Origin of the sequence: Micromonospora aurantiaca ATCC 27029 (genome assembly GCF_000145235.1) — a bacterium.
GTDB classification, from domain to species: Bacteria; Actinomycetota; Actinomycetes; order Mycobacteriales; family Micromonosporaceae; genus Micromonospora; species Micromonospora aurantiaca.
Genome location: NC_014391.1, coordinates 3,520,278 through 3,542,498, shown reverse-complemented (window position 1 = coordinate 3,542,498; position 22,221 = coordinate 3,520,278). Strand labels below are relative to the sequence as shown.

The window sequence follows — 22,221 nt, the reverse complement described above, 5'->3', positions numbered from 1 at the left end:
CCGGCGGGCGGAGCCCGCTGCCATGCTCGGCAGCATGAGCGCTGAGCGGGGACGGGGTCGCATCCTGCCGACCGCGCCCGGCTTCCGCGTCACCCGGGTCGAGTTGTTCTACGACCTCGTCTTCGTGTTCGCGTTCCTGAACGTCACCAACGTGCTCTCCGAAACCCTGAGCGGCAGGTCGTTGCTGGCCGGGCTGGTGTTGCTGTTGCTGCTGTGGTGGTGCTGGGTGTCGTTCGCCGCCCTGGGCAACGTCGTCCGTACCGACCAGGGGGTGATGCCGCTCGTCGGCGCGGTGACGGTGGCGGCCCTGTTCGTCCTGACCCTGGCCATGCCGGCGGCGTTCGCCGACGGGCCGGCGCAGCGGCAGTCCGGGCCACCCGCCGCGGTCCTGTTCGCCTGCTGCTATCTCGTCATCCGGGCGGCCCAGGTGCTGGTGTTCCTCAGCCGCAGCAGCCACCGCGGACGGACCGCCGTGCGCCTCGGCCTGCCGCCGCTGATCAGCGTGGCGTTGATTCTCGCCACCGCGGCCCTGCCCGAGTCGCCCCGGCAGACCTGGGCGACGTGGCTGCCGCTGGCGTTGTGGCTGGCCGCGCTCTGCATCGAGTACACCTCGGGGGGCCTCGCCCCCAGCGCCGGGCTGACAGTCGTGTCCGCCGCCCACTGGGCGGAGCGGTACGCCCTGATCCTGCTCATCGCGCTCGGCGAGTCGATCATTTCGCTCGGGCTGGGGCCGAAGCTGAGCGCCGGCCTGCCGGCCACGTGGCCGGTGATCGTGGCGTCGGTGCTCGGCGTCACCATCATCGCGGCGCTGTGGTGGCTGTACTTCGACAGCCTGGCGCCCGCGCTGGAGCAGCGGCTGCATCGCACCCGCGACGTCCGCGCACGGGCGGCGCTCGCCCGCGACGCGTACGCCTACCTGCACCTGCCGCTGATCACCGGGATCATCCTGTTCGCCCTCGGCCTCAAGCGTTACCTCGCCGTCATCTCCCACCCGCGCGGTGATCCCTGGCGGGAACACGCCGCCGCTCTGGACAACCGGGTGCTGTTCGCCGGGTTGGTCATCTACGTGTCGGGGCTGCTGGCGCTGGGGGTGCGCGCGACGCACCGGATTTCGGCGGTACCCACCGCCGTGGTGGTCGCGATGGCTGTGGGACTGCCGTGGGCAGGCCGGCTGCCTGCGGTGGCCGCGCTGGCGATCCTGGCGGTGGCCAGCGTCTCGGTGGTCCTGCTGGGCCTGCGGTCGAGTGACCCGTGGCGCAGCCGGGTGCGCCGGACCGCGTTGGACGAGCAGGTAGCCGCCGAGCAGGAGCAGTCCGAATGGCGGCGGCACCACCTGTGACCGGCGGGTGGGGAGTGTGGGCGTCACCGGCGACAGGCGACAATCGGGCGCATGCGGTTCGGTGTGCTGGGCGCGACCCAGGCGTACGCGGCCGACGGCAGCGTGCTGCCCGTCGCCGGCGGGCGGCTGCGCGCGCTGCTGGTGCTGCTTCTCCTCGACGCCGACCGCACCGTTGCGCCGCAGCGCCTCGTCGACGGCGTGTACGGCGACCGGCCGCCCGAGCAGGCCACGAACGCGCTGCAGTCGCAGGTGTCACGGCTGCGGCGGCTGCTGCCGGGCGCGCACATCGAGTTCGGCCCGGCCGGCTACCGGCTGGCGGTGGATCCGCAGCGGGTGGACGTGCACCGGTTCACCGGGCTGGCCGCGGCCGGGCGGGCCGCGCTCGCCGCCGGTGACCCGGCCGGCGCGGCGACGCTGCTGCGCGACGCGCTCGGCCTGTGGCGCGGCGAGCCCCTCGCGGACGTGACGGACGCGCCGTTCGCCGACGCCGAGGCCGCCCGGTTGCGCCAGGCACGCCTGGCCGCGGTCGAGGACCGCGTCGAGGCGGAGCTGGCGCTGGCGCCGGCCGGGGCGCCGCTGATCGCCGAGCTGCGGGACCTGGTGGCGGCGCATCCGCTGCGGGAACGGCTGCACGGGCAGCTGATGCGTGCCCTGCACGGTGCCGGCCGCCGCGCCGAGGCGCTTGCCGTCTACGCCGACGCCCGCCGCGTGCTCGCCGAGGAACTGGGCACCGACCCGTCGGCGGAGCTGGTCGCACTGCACACGGCGCTGCTGCGCGACGACGCCGCACCGCCCGCCCGGCTACCCAGCCCGCTCACCAGTTTCGTCGGCCGGGAACCGGAACTGCGGCGGGTCCACGAGCTGCTGGGCGCGGCGCGGCTGGTCACCCTGCACGGCCCGGGCGGCGCCGGCAAGACCCGGCTGGCCACCACCGTCGCGTCCGGCCACGACGGGCCGGTGTGCCTGGTGGAGCTGGCCGCTGTGGCACCCGGCGCGCCGGTCGCGCCCGCGGTGCTGGCCGCGCTGGACCTGCGCGACGCCGGCCTGCGCACCCCCGGCGGCCCCGCCGACCTGACCGGCCGGCTGGTGGCGGCGCTGGCCGACCGGCGGCTGCTGCTGGTGCTGGACAACTGCGAGCACGTGATCGACGACGCGGCCCGGCTGACCGGCCGGCTGCTCGCCGCCGCGCCCGGGCTGCGGGTGCTCGCCACCAGCCGGGAACCGCTGGGCCTCACCGGCGAGGCGTTGTGCCCGGTCGGCGGGCTGCCCGCCCCGGACGGGCCGGCCGCACCGCCGGCGGCCGCCGCGTACCCGGCGGTGCGGCTGTTCACCGACCGGGCCGCCGACGTGTCGCCCGGGTTCACCCTCGACGACGCCACCACCCCGGCGGTGCTGCGGATCTGCCGTACCCTCGACGGGCTGCCGCTGGCTCTGGAGCTGGCCGCGGCGCGGCTGCGGGCCCTGCCGGTGACGCAGGTCGCGGCCCGGCTGGACGACCGGTTCCGGCTGCTGCGCCGCGGTGACCGCACCGCGGCGCCCCGCCACCGCACGCTGGAGGCGGTCGTCGGGTGGAGCTGGGACCTGCTCGACGAGCCGGAGCGGCGGCTGGCCGCCCGGATGAGCGTGTTCGCCGGCGCCGCCGACCTGGCCGCGGTGCAGGCGGTGTGCGCGCCGGACGCCGGTGACGTCCTCGACGTGCTCACCGGCCTGGTGGACAAGTCGCTGGTGGAGGCCACCGGCGGGCGCTACCGGATGCTGGAGACGATCCGCGAGTTCGCGGCGGCCCGGCTGGCCGAGCACGGCGAGACCGGCCGGGTGCGCGACGCGCACGCCGCGTACTTTCTGGACCTGGCACAGGCCGGCGACGTGGCCCTGCGCGGCGGCGGCCAGGAACGGTGGCTGCGCCGCCTCGACGCCGCCCGCGACGACCTGCACGCGGCGCTGCGGCACGCCGAAACCACCACCGGGTTGCGGCTGGTCGCGGCTCTGGCGTTCTACTGGTGGCTGCGGGGCCTGCGCGGGGAGGGCGCCGCGCTGGCCCGGCGGCTGGTCGACCGGCTCGACGGCCCGCCCGACGGCGTGGCCGAGGAGTACGCACTGGGCCTGCTGATCGCTGCGCTCGCCGGTGGCGGCGAGCGCAGCGAGGTCGACGCCGCGTCGCGGATCCTGTGGACCCTGGCCCGGCCGCCCCGGCATCCGTTCCTGCTGTACCTGTCCGGCATGGCCAGCGGTCCCCCGTCGCCGCAGGACGCGGCGGCGCTGCACGAGCAGGCCGTCCGGGACCGGCTGCTCGGCACCGACCCGTGGAGCCGGGCACTGGGCCTGCTGGGCACCGCGATGGTCAGTCTCCTGCACGGCCGTCACGCCCAAGCCCGCGCCGACCTCGACGGTGCGCTGGCCGGCTTCCGGGCCCTCGACGACCGCTGGGGCATGATCGTGACGCTGTCCACCCACGCCGAGGCCGCCTACCGCACCGGTGACGTCGCGTCGGCGGCCGCGCCGATGGCGGAGGCGCTGGAGCTGGCCGAGCAGCTCGGCTCCACGTTGGACCTGGCGGAACTGCTGCGGACCCGCGCCGACGGGCGGCTGGCAGCCGGTGACCTGACCGGCGCGGCCGAGGACTTCCGGCGGGTGCGGCGCATCGCCGGGCCGGCCGGCGCGCCGGAGCTGGTCGCCGCCGCGTACCTGGGGCTCGGCGAGATCGCCCGCCGCGACGGCGACCCGCAGCGGGCGCGGACGCTGTGCGAACGGGCGGTCGCGGAATGCCCGTCGGGCTGGTTCGGCGCCGATGTGGTGCGGCTCGCGGCGCTGGTGACGCTCGGGCAACTCGCCGACGCCACCGGCGACCCGGCTGCGGCCCGCGCCCACTACCGGCAGGTCCTCACCGCCGGCGTCGGCGTGTGGGACGTGCCGGTGGTGGCCGCCGCCGCGGACGGGCTGGCCGGGCCGCTGCTGCGCGACGGCGACCACGAGTCGGCGGCCCGGCTGCTGGGCGCGGCGGCGGCGCTGCTCGCAGGCACCGGCGCGGCAGACGCCCCGGCCGGCACACCCACCGCCGTCACGCTGCGGGAACACCTGGGTGAGGCGGCGTTCGCCACCGCGTACGCCCGGGGCGCGGACCTGCCCCGGCAGCGGGCGCTGGCGCTGGTCGACGGGCGCTGACCGGCGCGGCGCCGCCCGGTGCGCGCGCGGTACGCGCCCGGTCAGCGCCGCCGGTGACGCTGACTCCCATGACCGACGACGCGACGGCCGTGCTGGCCGACGGGATACGAAAATCGTACGGACGCACCACCGCCCTGGACGGCTTCGACCTGGCCGTTCCGGCCGGCACCGTGTACGGGGTGCTCGGCCCGAACGGGGCGGGCAAGACCACAGCGGTGCGGATCCTCACCACGCTGCTGCGTTTCGACGCCGGCCGGGCCAGGGTGGCCGGGTACGACGTCGCCACCGACCCGGACCGGGTGCGTGCCGCGATCAGCCTGACCGGCCAGTACGCGGCGGTCGACGAGGTGCTCAGCGGACGGCAGAACCTGGTGCTGTTCGGGCGGCTGCGGCGGCTGTCCGCGCGCCGGGCCCGCCGCCGCGCCGAGGAGCTGCTGGACCGGTTCGGTCTGACCGAGGCCGCGGACCGGTCGGCGGGCGGCTACTCCGGTGGGATGCGCCGCCGCCTGGACCTGGCGGCCAGCCTGGTGGTGCCGCCGCGGGTGCTGTTCCTCGACGAGCCGACCACCGGCCTGGACCCGCGCAGCCGCAACGGCCTGTGGACGGCGGTGCGGGAACTGGTCGCCGACGGCACCACTGTGCTTCTGACCACCCAATATCTTCAGGAGGCCGACCACCTCGCCGACCGGGTGTGCGTCATCGACGCCGGCCGGGTCGTGGCCGAGGGCACCCCGGAGCGGCTGAAGGCCCGCATCGGCGCCGACCGGCTGGAACTGGTGGTCCGCGACGCGGCGGACCTGCCCGCCGCGGCGGCGGTGGTGGAACGCGCCACCGGCGCGACCGCGACTGTGGACGCCGAGCTGCGGCGCGTCGACGCGCCGGTGGCCGACCGGATCGCCGTGCTCACCGCCGTGCTGCGGGCCCTCGACGACACCGGGATCGCGGTGGACGACGTCCTGGTCCGCCGCCCGACGCTGGACGAGGCGTTCCTACGGCTCACCGGCGGTCACGCCGACGCGCAGCGGGTGGGGGTGGCGTCGTGAGGGCGCTTGCCGACGGGTGGCTGATGGCCGGGCGGAACATGCGGCACGTGGTTCGTGCCCCGGAGGAGATCATCCTCTACTTCAGCCTGCCGATCATGTTCGTGCTGGTGTTCGGCTACGTGTTCGGCAGCGGCATGTCCGTGCCGGGCGACGGCAGCTACCGGGAGTTCCTGCTGCCGGGCGTGTTCGTCATGACGATGCTCTACGGCCTCGGCGCGACCGCGTCGGCCATCGCTGTGGACGCCGGCCGGGGCGTGGTGGACCGGTTCCGGTCGCTGCCGATGGCCCGCTCGGCGCTGCTGTCCGGCCGCGCGAGCGCCGACCTGGTACGCGCGTGCCTGGAGATGACCACGCTGGTGGTGTGCGGGCTGCTGGTGGGCTGGCAGTGGCGCGAGGGCGTCGGCCCGGCGCTGGCCGCGGTGGCGCTGATCCTGCTGCTGCGCGTCGCGATGACCTGGGTGGGCATCCTGTTCGGGCTGCTCGTGCCGAACCCGGACACGGTCGCGGTGGTGGTGTTCCCGCTGGCGTTCCCGCTGACCGCGCTGTCCAACGTGTTCGTGGCGCCGGAGCTGATGCCGGACTGGCTGGGCGCGATCGCCGCCTGGAATCCGCTGTCGGCCACAGTGGCGGCGGCCCGGGACCTGTTCGGCAACCCGGGCCTGGGCGGCGACTCGTGGCCGGCCCGGCACGCGCTGGAACTGGCGGTCGCCTGGCCGCTGGCGCTCATCGCGGTGGCCGCCCCGGCGGCGGTGCGCCGCTATCGGCGGCTGGGCCGCTGACGAGGGCCGGCCGCTGACGGGGGTATCGGGGGGATGAAATCGGGGCGCGGCCTAAGCCGCGCCCCGATGCTCCCAGGCCCTTCCCGGCCGGTGGGGCGAAGACGATCGGCGCCGACCTTCGGACCGACCCGACGTGGACTGGCTGCCCCCGCCTGGCCGTTGTCTACTGGCCGTGCCTCTCACCCTGCCCGTACACCGGTAACCGCGGCCGGTTCGCGCCGCCCCGCCGACCCCCGCCCGCTGGACCTGGCCGCCGCAACCTTCCGGTCGCTCGGCCAGCGGACGAAGGGACGAAGCGAACAACAGCCGCTTCCCGTGGTAGGACTCAAAGACGGTACGGCGTAGACCCCCGCCGCTGTCAACCCACCCGGGCCTGTCGTGTGTTGCGACACGGCGTGTCGCGTCGGCGCGTCTCGATTTCCGCCCTGTTCGCGGCGTGCGTCAGGCGCCGAGATGGTGCCGCAGCATCGCCGCCGCCGCACCCGGATGCTCCTCGGCGAGCAGCCCGGCGGCGGCCAGCACGTAGTCCACGTCGACGACCGGCCGGGCCGCCCGCGGCAACGCCCACCCGCCCGCGTGGTCGGTCAGCACCGCGTCGAGCACCGCCGCCGCGTCGCCCGGCTCGGCGTGCCGCAGCACCCCACCGGAGCCGACGAGCAGCTTCACCTCCCGCAGGTCCCGCCCGGCCCGCTCCCCCGTCGCCGCACCCCGCGCGTGCCGCCGCAACGCCACAGTCGCCGCCAACGAGGCGATACGCCGGTCCACGGCCCGCTCGCCGTCACCGGCGGGCAGGAACCCCGGGTCGGCGGCCCGTACCGCCGCCGCGACCGTCAGCTCCGCCTCCTCGGCCGCGTCGAGCAGCCGCTCCTCCACCGCGGCGCGCACCACACCCGGCGCGCTCCACCGCATGCCCAGGTCACCCTCGACGGTACGGGCCCGCCACAGCGTCCCGGCGACCTCCTGACTCGGGCCGCTGTCCCGCTCGTCGGGGGTGAGCACCGAGTACACGTCGGTGGTCGCGCCGCCCACGTCCACCACTGCCAGGTCACCGCCCAGCGTCCCAGCGAGCACCTCTACGCCGGTGAGCACCGCGTCGGGGGTGGCCGCGCGGACCAGCCGCGCGAACCGCGTACCCCGGGACAGCTTCTTGCCGCCGATGACGTGCCGCAGGAACACCTCCCGGATCGCCGCCCGCGCCGACGCCGGCTCCAGCACCCCGATGCGCGGCAGCACGTTGTCGGCCACCGTCACCGGCACACCCGCGCCCGCCAGCAGCGCGTGCAGGTCGGCACGCACGTCGGCGTTGCCCGCGAGGACCACCGGCACCCGGAAGCGGGCCTTCGCCAGCCGCGTCGCGTTGTGCGTCACCGTCTCGGCGTCACCGCCGTCGGTGCCGCCCACCAGCAGCACCACGTCCGGGCGGGCCGCCCGCAACGCCGCCACGTCCACCCCACCGAGCCGCCCGGCCGCGACGTGCACCACGTTCGCACCCGCCGACAGACCGACCCGCCGGCCCGCCTGAGCGGTCACCAGCGGCTCGTAACCCACCACCGCCAGGCGCAGCCCACCCCCCGCCGACGAACACACGTACCAGGGCACCTCAGCGACCCCGGCCGACGCGGTGGCCGCACCGACCGCGGCGTCCAGGCCGTGCAGCACATCCGTGCCCACCGTGGTGGGCGCCGACGCCGCCGCGACCAGACGGCCGCCGTCGAGGTCCACCACCGCGGCCTTCGTGTACGTCGACCCGACGTCGGCGCAGACGACGACCGGCCTCGCGCTCACGCCGGGCTGTCCTTCGTTCGCGACTGCGGGGCTCGCAACACCGGCTCGCTCCTCGCGCTCACGGTGCTGGCGGCACGACCACCGTGCCGGTCGCGGTGACCGCCACGATCGGCTCGTCGAGCACCTCGGCGGCCGACTCGCCCTTGTCCGGGCGGCCCCGGCACACCACTGTCGCGGCGAAGTCGACGGTGCGGCTGCGGGTGCCCACCCGGGTCACCGTCGCCGTCACCTCCAGCACGTCACCGGCCTTCATCGGCGCCCGGAACTGCACGTCGGAGTACGAGGCGAACAACCCCTCGTCGCCGTCGGTGCGGATGCACACCTCGGTGGCCACGTCCCCGAACAAGCCCAGCGCGTACGCCCCGTCGACCAGGTTGCCCGCGTAGTGGGCGTGGGAGTACGGCACGTACCGGCGGTGGGTGACTGTCAGACCGACACGGGGATCGCTCATCAGGTGTTCGCCTTCCTGGAGGTGATCAAAGCGTGGACGAGGTAACTGGCGACCTCGCCCGGAGTGGTGCCACGGCCGAAGATCCGGTCCACGCCCAGCTCGCCGGTCATCGTCTCGTCGAACCGCGGCCCACCGACGATCAGCAGCGGCCGCTTCCCGGCCGGCATCGCCTCCCGGAACGCCGCCGACATCTCCCGCGTGTTGTGCAGGTGCGCATCACGCTGCGTCACCACCTGCGACACCAGCACCGCGTCGGCGCGTTCCCGCCGGGCCGCCTCGACCAGCTCCGGGACGCTCACCTGCGCGCCCAGGTTCGTGACCTTCAGCTCCCGGTAGTACTCCAGGCCCTTCTCGCCGGCGATGCCCTTGACGTTGAGGATCGCGTCGATGCCCACGGTGTGCGCGTCCGTGCCGATGCAGGCGCCCACCACCGACAGCTTGCGGCGCAGCCGCCGCTTCACCACCGCGTTGACCTCCTTGGCCGACAGCAGCGGATAGTCACGCTCCACCACCTGCACCTTCGACAGGTCCACCAGGTGGTTCACCCGCCCGTACACCACGAAGAACGTGAACCCGTCACCGATCGGCTTGGCGTGCACCAGCATCGCCGGGTCCATGCCCATCTTGTTTGCGAGCTGCACCGCCGCGCCCTCGGCCCGCTTGTCGTGCGGCACCGGCAACGTGAACGACACCTGCACCATGCCGTCACCGGTGGTGTCCCCGTACGGCCGCACGACCGTCTTCTCACTCATGAGGGTTGCTCCAGGATCTCCGTGGCCGGGTTGTAGTAGTCCGCCTCGTGCCGCGCTACCCCGTCCAGGCCCTTGCCCCGGTCCGCCGGCCGCTTCATGATCCCGAACGTGCCCTCGGCGATCGCCGTCAGCAACGACTGGTCCCCGATGCGCTCCAGCAGGTCCACCGCCTCACCGAGCACCCGGTGCGCCCGCTCCTGGATGAACCCGCCCGGCGCCGGCACGAAGTCCTCGTGCAACCCGCCCGCCGCGCCCAGCACGTACCGCACGTTCTGCAGAGCGATGTCCCGGTCCGACAGCCACGGCGTCACCACCGCCTCGGTCATCATCCCCACCAGCAGGATCCCCTGCCCGGTCATCGTGCCCACCAGGTTGAAGAACCCGTCCAGCAGGTTGCCCCGGAACACGTCACCGGTCATGTGCTTCGTCGGCGGCATCCACTTCAACGGCGCGTCCGGGAACAACTCCCGCGCCAGCAACGCGTGCGCCAGCTCCAACCGGAACGACTCCGGCACATCCGGGTTGATCTCGAACGCGTGCCCCAGCCCCAGCTGCCAGTCCGCCAGCCCCGCCTCGTGCGCGAAGAACTCGTTGAGCAGCTGCGACACCGTCACCGTGTGCGCCTCGTCCACCGCGTCCGCGGTGGTCAGGTAGTTGTCCTCACCGGTGTTGATGATGATCCCCGCCCGCGCGTGCACCTGCCGCGAGAACCGCTGGTCCACGAACGTGCGGATCGGGTTGATGTCACGGAACAGGATCCCGTACATCGAGTCGTTGAGCATCATGTCCAGACGCTCCAACCCGGCCAGCGTCGCCATCTCCGGCATGCACAGACCCGACGCGTAGTTCGTCAACCGCACGTACCGGCCCAGCTCCCGCGACGACTCGTCCAGCGCCGCCCGCATCAGCCGGAAGTTCTCCTGCGTCGCGTACGTGCCCGCGAACCCCTCCCGGGTCGCCCCCTCCGGCACGTAGTCCAGCAGCGACTGCCCCGTCGACCGGATCACCGCGATCACGTCAGCGCCGGCCCGCGCCGCCGCCTGCGCCTGCGGGATGTCCTCGTAGATGTCACCAGTCGCCACGATCAGGTAGATCCACGGCCGCCGCTCCGGATCCCCGAACCGCTTCACCAGCCGGTCCCGCTCCGCCCGCCGCCGGTCGATGCTGCGGATCCCCGCCGCCACCGCCTTACGCGACGCCCGCCGCGCCGCAGTCGCCGCCTTCCCCGACGGCTGCGCGAACCGCACCGACCCGGCCGCCGCCTTCTGCGCCAGCAACGTCACATCCGCGATGCCCTCACGAGCCAGCGCGTCGAACACCGGCGCCGCCACCCCGTGCCCCAGCCCCACGTCCGCGACCACCGCGTCCACGAGCCGGTTCACCCACGGAATGCCGTCCGGGTCCGCGCCGGTCACCCCGGCCAGCCGCAGCACCGCCCGCTCCACCGACACAGTGGTGTGGCTGCGCGCCAGATCCACCACCGGCTGCCCGGCCCGGCGCGCCAACTCCCGCGCCCGCGCCACCAGCGCCGGATCCAGCCCAAGCTTCCCTGTCACGAAGACCCTTCCTGATAGATCACGTCACCGCGCAACACAGTGGCCCGGCACACCGGCAGCGGCGTCGGATCGTCCGCACCCCGCAACTCCGGATCCTCCGCCAGCACCACAGGCAGCCCCCGCTCCACGCCCGCCGGGGTGTCCCAGACCGCGAACGTCGCCGGCGCCCCCAACGCCAGCACACCCTCGTTGTCCAGGTGCACCGCCCGCCACCCGCCGCGCGTGTGCGCCGCGAACGCCGCCCGCACACTCATCCGCTGCGCCGGGTTGTGATGCGCCGCCGCCGCCCGCACCGACCCCCACGGATCGACCGGCGTCACCGGCGAATCCGACCCGAACGCCAACGCCACACCGACCCCGTGCATCGCACCCATCGGATTCGACTCCAGCGACCGGGCCAACCCCAGCCGCGACTCGTACATCCGGCCCGCGCCGCCCCACAACCTGTCGAACGCCGGCTGCATCGACGCCACGATCCCGTACTCCACGAACCCGGCGATCAACGCCTTGCTCATGATCTCCGCGTGCTCCACCCGGTGCCGGGCCGCCCGCAACCGGTCCACACCCAGCGACCGCGCCGCCAGCCCGAACCCCTCAAGCACCGTCCCGATCGCCGCGTCCCCGATCGCGTGGAACCCGCCCTGCAACCCGTGCGCCGCGCAGTCCAGCAGATGATCACGGACCTGCTCCGCCGACACGTACCCGTGCCCGCACGCCCCCGCCTCACCGTCCAGGTACGCCGCCGACACGTGCGCCGTCCGCGACCCCAGCGCCCCGTCGGCGAACAGGTCACCACCCGCGCCCACCGCACCCAGCTCCCGGGCCTTCGCCGCACCCAGCAGCTCACCCCAGTACCCGTACACCTCCGGCACCCCGGCCCCCGAGATCGCCAGCAGCCCGGTGAAGTCCTCCTCGTCGGAGATGTCCGGACCACCGCACTCGTGCACCGCCGCGATACCCAGCGACGCCGCGTGTTCCAGCGCCCGCCGCTGCGCCGCCACCCGCTGCGCCCGCGTCACCGACGCGAACGCCGCCGCCCGCACCACATGATGCGCGTCGCGCCGCAACCACCCCGACGCCTCGTACCCGGCCGCCGACACCACCTCCGGGCACGCCGCCAGCAACGCCGCCGACACCAGCGCCGAATGGATCGACGCCTGCGACAGATACACCCGCCGCCCACCGGCCGCCCGATCCAGCGCCGCCGCGTCCGGCAACGCCGGATCCGCCCAGCCCGACTCGTCCCAGCCGTGCCCCAGCACCACCGCGTCACCCGGCAGGCCCGCCGCGAACGCCGACACCGCCTCCAGCAGCCCACCCGCCGACCGCACCGCCGACAGATCCAGCCCCGACAACGCCAACCCGGTATCCGTCGCGTGCACGTGCGCGTCCACGAACGCCGGCGTCACCAGCGCACCGCCCAGCTCCACCACCCGGTCCGCCCGCGGCGCGTCCGCGTCCGTACCCAACCAGGCGATCCGCCCGTCGCGCACCAGCAGCGCCGTCGCGCTCGGGTCCGCCGGACAGTGCAGCACTCCACCGCGATACAGCGTCGAGGGGTTCGTCATGGCCTCAGTCTGCCGCCAGACGAGCCTCGAACAGACCGCGCACCCCTGGCTCGGCCCGCAACAGATCCAACGCCAGCGCCGCGTGCCCCGGCACGTACCCGTTGCCCACCAGCATCGTCACGTCCGCCGCCAGGCCCTCCGCGCCCAGCGCCGCCGCCGCGAAGCTCGTCGCCATCGAGAAGAAGATCACCGTACCGCCGTCCGCCGTGGCCAGCACCGCCCCGTGCTCACACCCCGGCACGTCCACGCACACCACAGTCACGTCCGCCGGCACACCCAGCGCCGTCGTCACCGCCGTCGACAGCCCCACCGGATCCCGCGCGTCGGCCAGCGCCACCACGTCGGCCAGCCCGGCCGCCGTCAGCGCGTCCCGCTCCGACGCCACCGGAACCACCCCGACGGTACGGGCGGCGCCCGCCCGCCGCGCCGCGGCGAGGGACAACGACCCGCTCTTGCCCGCCCCGCCGATCACCGCCACCGACACCGGACGCCGATCACCCTCACGCGAACGGCGCGCCACCTGCTCGGCCACCACCCGCGCCGTCAACGCCGGCGCCCCGCACACGTCCAGCACCGCCAGGGACAACTCGGGGTGCAGGTCCGGCGGCAGCACCGCCGCGATCGACCGGGCGAACAGGATCGCGTACCCGTCGCACGGCACCTGCTCGCTGCGCCCGTCCCAGCGGGCCAGCCCGTCGGTGATCGTCAGCGGCGTCAGCGTCAGCGACACGAGCGTCGCCACCCGGTCACCCGGCTTCAGCCCCAGCGGCGAGCGGCGGCCCGCCTCCTCGACCGTGCCGATCAGCATGCCGCCGGAACCGGTCACCGGGTTCTGCATCTTCCCCCGGGCCGACACGATCTCCAGCACCTCGGCGCGGACCTTCTCCCCGTCGCCGCCGTGCTTCTCCGCCAGCTGCCGGAAACTCGCCGCGTCCAGGTTCAGCCGCTCGACCCGGATCCGCACCTCGTTCGCCGCGATCCGCGGGTCGGGGTCCAGCCGCCAGGCCGCCTGCGGAAGCACCCCCGCCGGTTCCACGACTCGGTGCAGACCCACCGGTGACGTCACGCCGACCCCCTATGTCCAGCCGCCCGAACCCCCGGTCAGGGCTCGCGTCGCGGGAAAACTTCCGGCAGACTAATTTCTTCACCGCAGATTTTCCAGTAGCCTACGCATTCGTTGATCAACCCGCACACTGACGAGGAGGGGCCGTGACCCAGACCCAACCGGTGGAGACCATCCCGACGCCCCGCCCCGCGCCGGTCGCCGTTCCGACCGCCGGACAGCCCTACGAATACCGCCGCGCGCCCCTCGTCGAACCCGACTGGACCCGCTTCCCCGGCTGGCGCCACATCACCCGCGACCAGTGGGAGAGCGCCCAGTGGCAACGGGTCAACTGCGTCAAGAACATCAAGCAGCTGCGCGCCGTCCTCGGCGACACCGTCGACGAGACCTTCTACGCCGACCTGGAGGCCGACCAGAAGGCGCTGGCCACCATGTCCATGCTGGTGCCGCCGCAGATGCTCAACACCATGGTGCCGCATCAACCGATGAGCACGGAGGCGCTGCTCGCCGACCCGATCCGCCGCTACATGATCCCGGTCGCCTCCGACCGGCGCACCGACTGGCCGTCCCACCCGTACGCCAGCCGCGACAGCCTCCACGAACACGACATGTGGGTCGCCGAGGGTCTCACCCACCGCTACCCCACCAAGGTCCTCGCCGAGCTGCTCTCCACCTGCCCGCAGTACTGCGGGCACTGCACCCGCATGGACCTCGTCGGCAACTCCACTCCTGCCGTCGACAAGCTCAAGCTCACCCTCAAGCCGGTCGACCGCTACGACGCCCACATCACCTACCTCAAGGCCCACCCGGGCGTACGCGACGTGGTCGTCTCCGGCGGTGACGTCGCCAACGTGCCGTGGCGCAACCTCGAGTCGTACCTGATGCGCCTGCTGGAGATCGAGACGATCCGCGACATCCGGCTCGCCACCAAGGCGCTCATGGGCCTGCCCCAGCACTGGCTTCAGCCCGACGTGGTCGAGGGCCTCGAACGGGTGGCCCGCACCGCCGCCCGCCGCGGCGTCAACCTGGCCATCCACACCCACGTCAACCACGCCCAGTCGCTGACGCCGCTGGTCGCCAAGGCCGCACAGACCGCGCTCGACGTCGGCGTACGCGACGTGCGCAACCAGGGCGTGCTCATGCGCGGCGTCAACGCCACCAGCGCCGACCTGCTCGACCTCTGCTTCGCGCTCCAGGGCGAGGCGGGCATCCTGCCGTACTACTTCTACATGTGCGACATGATCCCCAACGCCGAGCACTGGCGCGTCCCGGTCTGGCACGCCCAGCAGCTCCAGCACGACATCATGGGCTACCTGCCCGGCTACGCCACCCCGCGGATCGTCTGCGACGTGCCGTTCGTCGGCAAGCGCTGGGTGCACATGCTCACCGACTACGACCGTGAGCGCGGCATCTCGTACTGGACCAAGAACTACCGCACCTCGATCGAGTCGGCCGACCTGGAGGCGCTGAACAAGCGCTACGCCTACTACGACCCGATCGACACGCTGCCCGAGGCCGGCCAGGCCTGGTGGCTCGCGCACCGCGACGACTGACCCCCGGCCCTCAGGGCGTACGACGGCGGGCCACCTCTGCGATGAGGTGGCCCGCCGTTCGCGTACTCACTTGTTGAAGGCGTCCTTGACGTCGCGGCCCGCCTGCTTGGCGTGCTCCCCGGCCTGCTTGGCACGCGCCGTGCTCTGCTCGGAGGCGCCCTCGGCCCGCAACCGCTCGTTGTCGGTCACGTCGCCGATCCGCTCCTTGGCCATGCCGCTCATCTCCTGGGCCTTGTTCTTCGCCTTGTCGGTGAAGCTCATGTCGCCCTCCCTCGTCCGGCTACGCCTTGCCCTTGTCGCGTCCCCGGTGAGTGTCGCTGCAAACGCTGTTGACCGGCGTACATCGCGTAAGGCGTCCTAGGATAATAGGTTGAAGGTGTGCGCCTACCGGCCGAGGTCGCGGACCCGCTCCGTGACGGCGGCCAGGAACGCGGTGAGGGCGGGCCCGGGCGGCGTGTCCCGGGTGACTGCGACCAGGCGGCGCCGGAGGACGGTCTCGGCGATACCCCGGACCGCCAGCGCCGGGTCGGCGTCGGGCAGGGTCAGGGCCGGCATCAGAGCGACCGCCGCCCCGGCCCGGACCAGTTCCAGCTGGACGTCCGCGTCGCTGGAACGGTGCCGCAGGTCCGGTTCGTAGCCGCCGAGACGACGGCACGTCCCCACCACCATGGCGTGGTGCCCGGTGCCCTCGGCGGAGGCGGTCCACACCTCGGACCGCAGGTCGGTGACCGCGACGTGTCCCCCGGGCCCGGCGAGCGGGTGCGCGGCGGGAAGCACGAGACGCAAGGGCTCCTCGAGCAGGAGCGTGAAACGGAGCCCCGCCGGGCGGGGGCGGGGCTGGCTGTCGTACTCGTCGCCGATGACCAGGTCGACGGTGCCCAGGCGCAGGCCCGGCAGGGACTGTTCGAGTTCCAGCTCGAAGATCTCCACCCGGACCCGCGGGTGCTCGGCTCTCATCCGGGCCACGGCCGGCACGAGCAGGCGGCGCGCCGCCGACTGCAGGCCGCCCGCCCGGACGCTCCCCCGGACGTCACAGTCGAGGGCGGCCAGGTCGGCCTCCGCCGCCTCGGCCGCCGACAGCAGCACCCGGGCGTGCCGAGCGAGCACGTGCCCGGCCTCGGTGAGCCGTACGCCGCGGCCGGCCCTGCTTAGCAGCCGGACACCTGCCTCCTTCTCCAGCAGGGCCAGCTGCTGCGAGACAGTCGACGGGCTGTAGCCCAGAGCCGCGGCGACAGCGGCCATCGTGCCGCGTTCCTCGAACTCCCGCAGGAAGCGCAACCGCCGCAGGTCCAGCTCGATCATGCGGAAATCCTAATGATTCACCTGCGGAATTCATCGCTGGACCTGGGCAGTCGGTGCCGGTGATCCTTGGCGCGTGGGTGCCGCACTGTGTCTCCTGTCAGCCGCCTGTTTCGGCGCGATGGCCGTCTTCGGCAAGCTCGCGTACGACGCCGGTGTCCCCCCGACGTCTCTGCTGCTGGTGCGTTTCGGGCTGGCCGCCGCACTGCTCTGGCTCGTCCTGCTCACCCGGCCGGGCCTGCGCCGCGCGGCGCCGGGCGACGCCGGCGGTGGGCGGCCGGCGACGAGGCGTGGGCGGGTGGTGGCCGTCGCCCTGGGGCTGGGCGCGATCGGGTACGCCACGCAGGCGAGCCTGTTCTTCTCCGCGCTGGAGCTGATGGACGCGTCACTGCTGGCGCTGATCCTCTACACGTACCCGGTCATGGTGACAGTGGCCGCGGTCCTGCTCGGCCGGGACCGGCTCACCCCGGGACGCGGCGCGGCCCTGGTGGCCGCCTCGGGCGGAACGCTGCTGGTCCTGCTCGGCGCCGGTGGCGCGGGCTTCCACCCGCTCGGGGCGCTGCTGGCCTTCGCCGCCGCCGTCACCTACACGGTCTACATCCTGGTCTCCGACACCGTCGTGCACCGGCTGGCACCCGTGGCGCTGTCGGCGCTGGTGATGACCGGTGCCGCCGGCACCCTCGGCGCTCGCGCCCTGGTCACCGACGGCGTCGACCTGAGCTTCGGGTGGCGGGGATGGTTCTGGCTGGCCGCCATCGCCGTGGTCTCCACGGTCGTGGCGATGCTGGCCTTCTTCGCCGGCCTGAGGCGGACCGGTCCGTCCACCGCGGCCATCCTGTCCACCTTCGAACCCGTGGTCACCGCCGCGCTGGCCACGCTCGCGCTCGGCGAGGCCCTGACGCTCGCGCAGCTCGCCGGCGGCGCGCTGGTGCTGTCCTCCGTCGCGGTCCTGCAACTGCGCCCCGGCCGCGTACGCCGCCGGGAACAGGCGGCCGGCCGACCGGGACCGGCGCGCGACACCGAACCGGCGCCGGCGGCCCGGTAGCGCCGGCGCAAACCGTCGGCGGGCCCGATCCGCCCCGCCGTGGTTGACTGGGCCGGTGAACGAGATCCTGCTGATCCGGCACGGCGAGACCACCTGGAGCGCCGCCCACCGGCACACCTCGTACACCGACCTGGACCTGACGCCCGACGGCGAGCGGCAGGCACGCGCGCTGGCTCCTTTGCTGGCCGGCCGGCACCTCGCCCGGGTGCTGTCCAGCCCTCGGCAGCGCGCCACCCGCACGGCCGCCCTGGCCGGGCTCACAGTGGACGCGATCGAGCCGGACCTGGCCGAGTGGAACTACGGCGAGTACGAGGGCCGCACCACCGCGGACATCCAGCGGGAACGGCCCGGCTGGTCGATCTGGACCGACGGCGGCCCCGGCGGCGAGTCACCGGAGCAGGTGGGCGCCCGCCTGGACCGCGTGCTGGACCGGGCCGCGCCGCTGCTGGAGGAGGGTGACGTCGCGCTCGTCGGGCACGGGCACAGCCTGCGGGTGCTGGGGGCGCGCTGGATCGGGCTGCCGCCCTCGGCCGGTGCGCTGCTGCGGCTGGACACCGCCACGCTCAGCGTGCTCGGTCACGAGCACGGCCGGCGGGTGATCAGGCGGTGGAACCTGCCGGCTCCGCCGACGGTCGGGGACGTCCCCGACCGGTCAGCTCGCCATTGATCTTCGGCGGCCGGTTCTCGTACGGCGTGGACAGCACCACTGTCGTGCGGGTGGTGACGTTCGCGGCGGTACGGATCTCCTGCAGCACCCGTTCCAGGTCGGCCGGGCCGGCCACCCGCACCAGCAGGAGATAGAAGTCCTCCCCCGCCACCGAGTAACACGAGTCGATCTCGGGCAGGTGCGCCAGCCGCTCCGGCGCGTCGTCCGGCTGCGACGGGTCGAACGGCCGGATCGCCACGAACGCGGTCAGCGGCAGGTCCAGCGCCTCGAACGACACCCGGGCGGCGTACCCCTTGATCACCCCACGCTGCTCCAGCCGGCGGACCCGCTGGTGCACGGCCGACACCGACAGGCCCACCCGCTCGGCCAGATCCGTGTACGACAGCCGACCGTCCCCGGTCAGCGCGGCGACGATGGCACGGTCGATCTCCTCCACGCGCTGCACCCTAGCCGGAAAAGCGCTCCCACGCCGCACCCGGCCCGCCGCGGTGACGCTCAGCGCGCCGTCCGGTCGCGCACCGCGTCCGCCGCGTAGTTCAGCACCTCCGCCATGTCCTCCTCGTCCAGGAACGGCAGGTCGGTGAGGATGTCCGTGACGGACATGCCCTCGGCCATCATGGCCAGCAGGGTGGCCACGGGGATGCGCGACTGCCGTACGCAGGGCGCACCCCCCATGACGTCGGGGTCCACGGTGATCCGGGGGAAGGTCACCGCGACAGGCTAGCCCTTCGCCAGCGCGCGGGAGATGACCAGCCGCTGGATCTGATTGGTGCCCTCGACGATCTGGAGCACCTTGGCCTCCCGCATGTACCGCTCGACCGGGTGGTCGGCGACGTAACCGGCGCCGCCGAGCACCTGGACCGCGTCGGTGGTCACCCGCATCGCCACGTCCGTGGCGAACAGCTTCGCCTTGGCCGCCTCGATCGAGTACGGGCGGCCGGCGTCGCGCAGCCGCGCGGCGGCGAGCGTGAGCGCCCGCGCCGCGGAGATCTGGGTGGCGGCGTCGGCCAGGTTGAACCCGAGCCCCTGGAAGTCGATGATCGCGCGGCCGAACTGGCGGCGTTCCCGGGCGTAGCCGACCGCGTAGTCCAGCGCGCCCTGGGCCAGGCCCACCGCGCACGCGGCGATGCCCAGGCGACCGGAGTCCAGCGCGGACATCGCGATGGTGAACCCGGCGCCCTCGCCGCCGATCAGCCGCTCCGCCGGCACCCGCGCGTCGTCGAAGGCGATCTGCGCGATCGGCGAGGCGTGCAGACCCATCGTGCGCTCGGCGGCCTGCGGGTGGATGCCCGCCGTGGACCGGTCCGCGAGCAGGCAGGAGATGCCCTTCGGGCCCGGACCGCCGGTGCGGCAGAAGATGTTGTAGAAGTCGGCCACCCGGGCGTGCGTGATCCACGCCTTGGTGCCGGTCACCACGTACGCGTCGCCGTCGCGCACCGCCCGCGTGGTCAGCGCCGCCGCGTCCGAACCACCCTGCGGCTCGGAGAGGCAGTACGCGCCGAGCAGCTCCCCGCCGATCATGTCCGGCAGCAGTTTGCGCTGCTCGTCGGTGCCGAACTGGGCCAGCGGGTAGCAGGACAGCGTGTGCACGCTGACCGCCTCGGCCACTGCCAGCCACCTGCTGGCGAGGATCTCCAGCACCTGGAGGTACACCTCGTACGGCTGGGCGGCGCCGCCGTGCTCCTCGGCGTACGGCAGGCCGAGCAGGCCGGCCCGGCCCAGGGTGCGCAGCACCTCCCGGGGGAACTCGGCGCGGGCCTCGAAACCGGCGGCGGCCGGGGCCAGCTCCCGGTCGGCGAGTTCGGTGGCGAGGTCCAGCAGGTCGTGGGCCTCGTCGGTGGGCAGGATCCGGTCGACGTTCATAGCGCGATGAGCTCCGTGGGGGTGGTGTTGAGCCGTTGCCCGCCGTCCGTCGTGCAGACGACGATGTCCTCGATCCGGGCTCCGTGCCGCCCGGCGAGGTAGATCCCGGGTTCGACCGAGAAAGCCATGCCGGCCTGAAGGGGCCGGGGGTTGCCGGTCACCACGTACGGCTCCTCGTGGCCGTCGAGGCCGATGCCGTGACCGGTGCGGTGCAGGAAGGCGCCGCCGAAACCGGCGGCGGTGATGACGTCGCGGGCGACCGCGTCGAGGGCCTCGGCGGTCACGCCCGGCGCGACGGCGGCCACGGCGGCGCGCTGCGCCTCCCGCAGCACCGTGTAGTAGTCCACGAACCCGGCCGGGGCGGGGCCGCCGGCGACGTACGTGCGGGTGCAGTCGGAGCGGTAGCCCGACGGCATGGTGCCGCCGATGTCGACCACGACCGGCTCGCCCACGCCGATCGGGCGGTCCGAGGTGCCGTGGTGCGGGCTCGCGCCGTTCGGGCCGGCGGCCACGATGACGAAGTCGACGGCGGCGTGCCCGGCCGCCCGGATCGCGGCGGCGAGGTCGGCGGCGACCTCCCGCTCGGTGCGGCCGGGGCGCAGCCACTCCCCCATCCGCAGGTGCACCGCGTCGATCGCGGCGCCCGCCTCGGCCAGCGCCGCCACCTCGGCCGGCGACTTGCGGATCCGCATCTCCCGCAGCACGTCGGACGCGAGTCGCTGGGCCGCGCCGGGCAGCGCGTCGCGCAGCGCGAGGACCTGCTGCGCCCACATCCGGTCGGCCAGCCCGACGGCGCGGACCGGGCCGGGCAGCGCCGCGCGAACCAGCGGCCACGGGTCGGTGCCGTCGGCGTGGTCGACGATCCGGTACCCGGTGCCGGGCGCGGCCTCGGCGTCCGGCCGCTCCAGCACCGGCACGATCAGCGTCGGCTCACCCTCGGCGGGCAGCACCAGGCAGGTCAGCCGCTCCCCCTCCCGGGCGTCGTAGCCGGTCAGGTAGCGCAGGTCGGAACCCGGGGTGAGCAGCAGCGCGTCCAGGCCCGCAGCGGCGGCGGCGCGCTGGGCCGCGACGAGACGCCCGGCGGGGTACAGTTCCTCGATTCCCACCCCCGAAGCTTAACGGTCGTTTGGGTCCGGGCGGGAGTCCGGGCGATGCTCGCAGACACCGGCCGTCCGGTCCGCCTCGATCTTGGTCATGCCGGACGCCTGGAGCAACTCGCCGACCACGATGAGCAGCTGCGAGGCCACGATCGTGCCGGAGAAGCCCAGCCCCGCCGCCCGCGCCCGGCCGGCATCCTGCGCGGCCTCCCGTGCCCGCGCCCGGGCGATGTCCGGCGGCCGCCCGGCCAGGAAGTCACGGTGCAGCAGCCGCAGCGACTGCCCGAACGCCTCGACCCCGGCCGGCAGGGCCGGGGGAACCGGCTCCCGGGCCTCCAGCAACGCGACCACCCGGCGGACCATGTTGCGGCTGTTCGTGTACGCCAGCTCCAGGTGGACGGCGGCGTTCTCGTAGCGGCGCAACTGGGCCCGGCGCCGCCACCGCCACGGCGACAGCGACGTCACCTCCCGGGCCGCCGCGACGATCTCGGTGGTCTGCTTCCGCTCGACCTCGGCCGCCTCCAGCCGGCCCAGCGACGCCTCCGCCGCCCCGGCGTCCCGGGCGGCGAGCGCCTTCGCCGCCGCCGTCAGCTCGTTGGCGAACAGGTCCAGCGTGGGCCCGGCGGCGCGGTGCACCACCCGGACCGGATTCAGCGGCAACAACAGCAGCGCCACCACCACCGCCACCCCGCCGCCCACCAGCGCGTTCGCCGTACGCGGCACCGCCAGGTCGGGCGCGTTGGGCTCCACGGTGCCCAGCAGGACCGCGGTGCTGCCGGCCTGCACCATCACGGCGCCGCTGCCCCGGATCACCACCGCCAGCGAGATGGCGAGCGCGACCACCAGGCCGGTCTGCACCGGACCGGCCCCGATCAGCTTGATGAGCAGGTCGCCGACCAGCACTCCGAGGATCACGCCACCCAGCAGTTCGGCCGTCCGCCGGATCCGGTTGCCGATCGCCGCGGCGATGGTGCCCACCGCCGCCGCCGGCGCGAACAGCGGCTGCGGATTCTTGAGCAGCGTGCTGGCCACGTACCAGGCCAGACCGGCGGCCAGACCGGCCTGGAGGGCCACGATGAAGTACCGGCGCAGCCGCTCGTACGCCTCCCGGACCTCCCGGCGCGCCGCCGGAGCCACGGGGGTCACGGCACCGGCCGCCCGCCCGGGCATCGCGGGCACGACGGCTCGGGCTCGATCAC

Annotated in this window: 20 protein-coding genes; 7 read left to right on the top strand and 13 right to left on the bottom strand. The window is 74.1% G+C overall.

Translation table 11 applies throughout. From position 1 onward, the window contains the following. The first annotated feature begins 34 nt into the window (after positions 1 to 34). The 4 genes from MICAU_RS15570 (at position 35) to MICAU_RS15555 (ending at position 6,323) form a co-directional block, all read left to right on the top strand. Positions 35 to 1,339 carry a low temperature requirement protein A gene (locus tag MICAU_RS15570; protein WP_225319578.1) on the top strand — a complete coding sequence of 435 codons (1,305 nt, stop codon included), beginning with the start codon at positions 35 to 37 and terminating at the stop codon, positions 1,337 to 1,339. A 51-nt stretch (positions 1,340 to 1,390) separates the two neighbouring features. Next, positions 1,391 to 4,501: an ATP-binding protein gene (locus MICAU_RS15565; RefSeq protein WP_013286284.1), complete on the top strand. Its 3,111-nt coding sequence runs from the start codon at positions 1,391 to 1,393 to the stop codon at positions 4,499 to 4,501. 68 nt (positions 4,502 to 4,569) lie between these two features. Continuing rightward, positions 4,570 to 5,544 carry a daunorubicin resistance protein DrrA family ABC transporter ATP-binding protein gene (locus tag MICAU_RS15560; RefSeq protein ID WP_013286283.1) on the top strand — a complete coding sequence of 325 codons (975 nt, stop codon included), beginning with the start codon at positions 4,570 to 4,572 and terminating at the stop codon, positions 5,542 to 5,544. Then, positions 5,541 to 6,323, top strand: coding sequence for an ABC transporter permease (locus tag MICAU_RS15555; RefSeq protein WP_013286282.1), 783 nt, complete (start codon positions 5,541 to 5,543; stop codon positions 6,321 to 6,323). Before MICAU_RS15560 ends, MICAU_RS15555 begins: the two co-directional genes overlap by 4 nt. Positions 6,324 to 6,764: 441 nt before the next feature. Here MICAU_RS15555 and MICAU_RS15550 read toward each other — a convergent pair whose 3' ends face one another. Genes MICAU_RS15550 through kdd form a run of 6 tightly spaced genes read right to left on the bottom strand, consistent with a single transcriptional unit; the run spans position 6,765 to position 13,501 of the window. Next, complete coding sequence (locus MICAU_RS15550; RefSeq protein ID WP_013286281.1) at positions 6,765 to 8,108, bottom strand: glutamate mutase L; 1,344 nt, start codon at positions 8,106 to 8,108, stop codon at positions 6,765 to 6,767. A gap of 58 nt (positions 8,109 to 8,166) precedes the next feature. Continuing rightward, a complete protein-coding gene (gene kal / locus MICAU_RS15545; protein ID WP_013286280.1) occupies positions 8,167 to 8,559 on the bottom strand; it encodes a 3-aminobutyryl-CoA ammonia lyase in 393 nt (130 codons plus the stop codon). Then, entirely contained in the window at positions 8,559 to 9,311 is a 753-nt protein-coding gene (gene kamE / locus MICAU_RS15540) for a lysine 5,6-aminomutase subunit beta (RefSeq protein WP_013286279.1), read from the bottom strand. Before kamE ends, kal begins: the two co-directional genes overlap by 1 nt. Further along, the gene (gene kamD / locus MICAU_RS15535) at positions 9,308 to 10,867 is read right to left on the bottom strand and encodes a lysine 5,6-aminomutase subunit alpha (protein ID WP_013286278.1); all 1,560 of its coding nucleotides are present in this window, start codon (positions 10,865 to 10,867) and stop codon (positions 9,308 to 9,310) included. Before kamD ends, kamE begins: the two co-directional genes overlap by 4 nt. Continuing rightward, the gene (locus tag MICAU_RS15530) at positions 10,864 to 12,435 is read right to left on the bottom strand and encodes an amidohydrolase (protein ID WP_013286277.1); all 1,572 of its coding nucleotides are present in this window, start codon (positions 12,433 to 12,435) and stop codon (positions 10,864 to 10,866) included. The genes kamD and MICAU_RS15530 overlap by 4 nt, the downstream gene beginning before the upstream one ends. A gap of 4 nt (positions 12,436 to 12,439) precedes the next feature. Further along, a complete protein-coding gene (gene kdd / locus MICAU_RS15525; RefSeq protein WP_013286276.1) occupies positions 12,440 to 13,501 on the bottom strand; it encodes an L-erythro-3,5-diaminohexanoate dehydrogenase in 1,062 nt (353 codons plus the stop codon). Positions 13,502 to 13,644: 143 nt separating this feature from the next. Between kdd and MICAU_RS15520 the strand changes: the two genes are divergently transcribed. Then, a complete protein-coding gene (locus MICAU_RS15520) occupies positions 13,645 to 15,051 on the top strand; it encodes a KamA family radical SAM protein (protein ID WP_013286275.1) in 1,407 nt (468 codons plus the stop codon). Between the two features lie 66 nt (positions 15,052 to 15,117). On the opposite strand, the gene MICAU_RS15515 is transcribed toward MICAU_RS15520, so the two are convergent. After that, positions 15,118 to 15,312: a CsbD family protein gene (locus tag MICAU_RS15515; protein ID WP_013286274.1), complete on the bottom strand. Its 195-nt coding sequence runs from the start codon at positions 15,310 to 15,312 to the stop codon at positions 15,118 to 15,120. Positions 15,313 to 15,435: 123 nt separating this feature from the next. Beyond that, the gene (locus tag MICAU_RS15510) at positions 15,436 to 16,353 is read right to left on the bottom strand and encodes a LysR substrate-binding domain-containing protein (protein WP_013286273.1); all 918 of its coding nucleotides are present in this window, start codon (positions 16,351 to 16,353) and stop codon (positions 15,436 to 15,438) included. A gap of 73 nt (positions 16,354 to 16,426) precedes the next feature. Here MICAU_RS15510 and MICAU_RS15505 point away from each other — a divergent pair, with 73 nt between their 5' ends. Both MICAU_RS15505 and MICAU_RS15500 read left to right on the top strand, forming a co-directional pair. Next, positions 16,427 to 17,395 (top strand): DMT family transporter, encoded by a 969-nt coding sequence (locus MICAU_RS15505; RefSeq protein ID WP_083395231.1) that lies wholly within the window; start codon positions 16,427 to 16,429, stop codon positions 17,393 to 17,395. A 55-nt stretch (positions 17,396 to 17,450) separates the two neighbouring features. Further along, positions 17,451 to 18,062, top strand: a complete 612-nt coding sequence (locus MICAU_RS15500; RefSeq protein ID WP_013286271.1) for a histidine phosphatase family protein — start codon at positions 17,451 to 17,453, stop codon at positions 18,060 to 18,062. On the opposite strand, the gene MICAU_RS15495 is transcribed toward MICAU_RS15500, so the two are convergent. The 5 genes from MICAU_RS15495 to MICAU_RS15475 are packed head-to-tail and all read right to left on the bottom strand — an operon-like array spanning position 17,995 to position 22,159. Beyond that, on the bottom strand, positions 17,995 to 18,498 hold the full coding sequence (locus MICAU_RS15495; RefSeq protein ID WP_013286270.1) for an Lrp/AsnC family transcriptional regulator: 504 nt from the start codon (positions 18,496 to 18,498) through the stop codon (positions 17,995 to 17,997). The genes MICAU_RS15500 and MICAU_RS15495 overlap by 68 nt on opposite strands. A gap of 59 nt (positions 18,499 to 18,557) precedes the next feature. Next, positions 18,558 to 18,773: a DUF433 domain-containing protein gene (locus MICAU_RS15490; protein WP_013286269.1), complete on the bottom strand. Its 216-nt coding sequence runs from the start codon at positions 18,771 to 18,773 to the stop codon at positions 18,558 to 18,560. A 9-nt stretch (positions 18,774 to 18,782) separates the two neighbouring features. Continuing rightward, positions 18,783 to 19,925, bottom strand: coding sequence for an acyl-CoA dehydrogenase family protein (locus MICAU_RS15485; RefSeq protein WP_013286268.1), 1,143 nt, complete (start codon positions 19,923 to 19,925; stop codon positions 18,783 to 18,785). Beyond that, entirely contained in the window at positions 19,922 to 21,031 is a 1,110-nt protein-coding gene (locus MICAU_RS15480; protein ID WP_013286267.1) for a M24 family metallopeptidase, read from the bottom strand. Before MICAU_RS15480 ends, MICAU_RS15485 begins: the two co-directional genes overlap by 4 nt. Positions 21,032 to 21,040: 9 nt before the next feature. After that, positions 21,041 to 22,159, bottom strand: a complete 1,119-nt coding sequence (locus MICAU_RS15475; RefSeq protein ID WP_236619295.1) for an FUSC family protein — start codon at positions 22,157 to 22,159, stop codon at positions 21,041 to 21,043. Positions 22,160 to 22,221 lie beyond the last annotated feature (62 nt).